Here is a 2823-nt window from a genome sequence, read left to right on the forward strand (position 1 = left end):
AAGTTCACCGGGACGCCGACCGCGCGGGCGCTCTCCTTGTTGCCGCCGACGGCGAAGATCCAGTTGCCGTACTTGGTGCGCAGCAGCACCCAGGTCCCCAGGACCGCGAAGGCGATCCAGTAGAAGACCGTGATCTTCACCTGGACGCCGCCGATGTCGAAGGCCGAGGCAAAGATCTTCTGCGCCTGGTCGAAGCCCTGCATGTCGCTGATGTCGTCGGTGGCGACGTTCCCGGTGACCAGCTTGGTGGCAGCGAGGTTCACACCTTGCAGGATCAGGAAGCTGCCCAGGGTGACCAGGAAGCTGGGCAACCCGGTCTTGACGACCAGCCAGCCGTTGAGGAAGCCGATCACCAGCGACACCAGCAGGGCGACGATCACGCCTGCCCAGACGTTCAGGGTCAGCTGGAAGGCGAACATACTCGCCGTGAGCGCCGAGCTGATCACCGCGACGCCGGCGGACAGATCGAACTCGCCGCCGATCATCAGCAGCGCCACGGGCAGCGCCATGATGCCGATCGTGGAGGACTGGTACAGGACCGTCGCCATGGAGCTGCCGTCGCGCACGGCCGGCGCCGCGACGAAGAAGAAGACGAACACCGCGAGGGCGCCGAGGAAGACGCCCACCTCCGGGCGGGCCAACAGCCTCAGCGTCAGCGCCCGTTCAGTGGTTCGGCCGTCCTTCTCCAGGGCCGGCGGGGCCGGTGACGGGGAGCCCGTCGCCGGTGCCGTGGTCTGGGTCATGGTGGTCACCGGGTTCCCTTCGCGGCGAACTCGGCGATCCGCGCGACGTTGGACTTGTCGACGAAGGCCGGTCCGGTCAGTACCGGCGCCTCACCGCCGCCGCTGTAGTTGCCGTTCGTCTTGCACAGCCACAGGGAGTCGACCGACAGGTACCCCTGCAGGAAGGGCTGCTGATCGATCGCCCACTGGATCTTGCCGGCCTTGATGGCACCGACCGCGTCCTTGTTGAGGTCGAACGTGGCGAGCTTGGCCTTGCTGCCGGCGTCGGCGATGGACTGGATGGCGGTCATCGCGAACGGGGCGCCGAGGGTCGTCACGTAGTCGATGGAGCTGTCCGTCTTGAGCTTGGCCGTGATCGTCGCCTTCACGGACGGCATGTCGGTGCCGTTGACGTAGAGAATGTCGGTCTTGCCGGAGAAGGTCTTCTTCACACCGGCACAGCGGGCCTCCAGGGCGACCTGGCCCTGCTCCATGATCACGCAGACCGTGTGCTTGGCACCGGCCTGGTTGAGCCTGCGGCCGAAAGCCTCGCCGGCGATGGTCTCGTCCTGACCGAAGTACTCGAGCAGGCCCTGCTTCTTCCAGTCGTCGACGCCGCTGTTGAAGCCCACCACGGGGATCCCGGCCTCTTCGGCCTTGGCGACCGCTCCCTTCAGGGCGTCCGGCTTGGCCAGGGTGACCGCGATCCCGTCGACCTTCTGGTCGATCGCGTTCTGGACCAGGCTGGCCTGGTTGGGGCCGGTGGGGTCGCTGGAGTAGATGAGCTTGACATTGTCCTTGGCAGCCGCGGCCTGGGCGCCCTTGCGGATCGTGTCCCAGAAGGTGTCACCCGGCGCCGCGTGCGTGATCATGGCGACCGTCATACGGGGAGTGGAGGCCTTGCCGGCCGAGATACCGCTCCCGGCATCCTCGGACTTCTTTCCTCCGGAACTGCTGGAGCAGCCGGCCACGAGCAGAGCGGCCACCGCCGCGGCAGCAACGGCGGGAATGGTTCTGCTGGAACGGGGGCGGGGCAAACGGTTCATCTTTCCGGCACCTCACTGTGCGGCAGAAGGGGAGTGTGGCTGACCGGGCGAACGCTCCGGATCACACGCCGTTAACACGGCTGTTGCCTATGACGAGATGGAACCGTCATGCCACTCCGAGGTCAACGTTTGCAAAGACATCATTTGTCCATCAGAGCAAGATGTCAGAACAATTACTTGACGCTGGTTACGCCTGACCTCTACACCTGAAATAGTCAGGCGTCTGTGCCGAATACAAGAAAACCCCGAGCGACCATCTCATTGATGCAATACCCATGGATCGGGCGAGGAGCGAAGGTTATCCACCGCGAGTTCTCCGCCGCGGACTGATGCATCTGCAGACAGGGCCGCACACGTTCATGCCGCGACCGTACGAGGAAGCTCACGCCATGCCCCGTTCGCCGAAGCTGCGTCAACCGGACCACTTCGACACCGGCAACAGCGAGTGGATCCTCCTGCCGCTGTCCGGCTCCTGCACGGTCGCCGTCCGCCGTCGGACGTTCCGGCTGACCGGACGCAAGAGCGTTTTCACCGGCGCCACGGACTTCGTGTACACACCGCGCGACACTCACGTCGCCCTGGCCACTCAAGGTGGTGGCTGCTTCGCCCTCGCCGGGGCGCGCTGCGAGCGGCAGCTGCCACCTCACCACCAGCCCGCCTCGGCCGCTCACCGGCGCCGGCACAGGGGCTCTCGAGTGCGAAAGGCTCATCGTCGCAGAGGTGTTGATGCCGGCCGGGAACCGGCCGGAGGAGATCCGCTACTTCGAGACCTCCAGTGGCGACAGCCTCGCCGAGGCGTACTACCTGAGTGTGACGGCGGGCGGCTCACCTGTCCCAGCCCCACCTACGACGTAAGGAAGCCCGCAACCGATGAAGATCGTCAACCACTGGATCGGCGGCAAGTCCGTCGACGGCACGTCGGGCAACTTCGGGCCGGTCACCGACCCGGCCACCGGCGCAGTCACCACGAAGGTCGCCTTCGCCTCGGTCGACGAGGTCGACGCGGCGGTGCAGACCGCCAAGGACGCCTTCGTGACCTGGGGCCAGGCCTCCCT

At 66.0% G+C, this 2823-nt stretch carries 3 protein-coding genes and 1 pseudogene; 2 read left to right on the forward strand and 2 right to left on the reverse strand.

Annotated elements, in window-relative coordinates; genetic code table 11:
- Both ACGFZS_RS49685 and ACGFZS_RS49690 read right to left on the reverse strand, forming a co-directional pair.
- Positions 1–743, reverse strand: a 743-nt coding sequence (locus tag ACGFZS_RS49685; protein ID WP_393800829.1) for an ABC transporter permease, incomplete at its 3' end; no start/stop codon positions are given.
- A gap of 5 nt (positions 744–748) precedes the next feature.
- Positions 749–1768: a sugar ABC transporter substrate-binding protein gene (locus tag ACGFZS_RS49690; RefSeq protein ID WP_393800827.1), complete on the reverse strand. Its 1020-nt coding sequence runs from the start codon at positions 1766–1768 to the stop codon at positions 749–751.
- A gap of 389 nt (positions 1769–2157) precedes the next feature.
- Between ACGFZS_RS49690 and ACGFZS_RS49695 the strand changes: the two are divergent.
- Both ACGFZS_RS49695 and ACGFZS_RS49700 read left to right on the forward strand, forming a co-directional pair.
- Positions 2158–2460 (forward strand): annotated as a pseudogene (locus ACGFZS_RS49695) (5-deoxy-glucuronate isomerase); the annotation flags it as partial.
- A 178-nt stretch (positions 2461–2638) separates the two neighbouring features.
- Positions 2639–2823, forward strand: a 185-nt coding sequence (locus ACGFZS_RS49700) for an aldehyde dehydrogenase family protein (RefSeq protein WP_393800828.1), incomplete at its 3' end; no start/stop codon positions are given.

The sequence above is a fragment of the Streptomyces sp. NPDC048288 genome, assembly GCF_043201555.1.
Classification (GTDB): domain Bacteria; phylum Actinomycetota; class Actinomycetes; order Streptomycetales; family Streptomycetaceae; genus Streptomyces.

Excerpts from the sequence above, each read along its gene's own strand:
- ACGFZS_RS49690 (WP_393800827.1), bottom strand. The coding sequence starts at position 1,768 with ATGAACCGTTTGCCCCGCCCCCGTTCCAGCAGAACCATTCCCGCCGTT.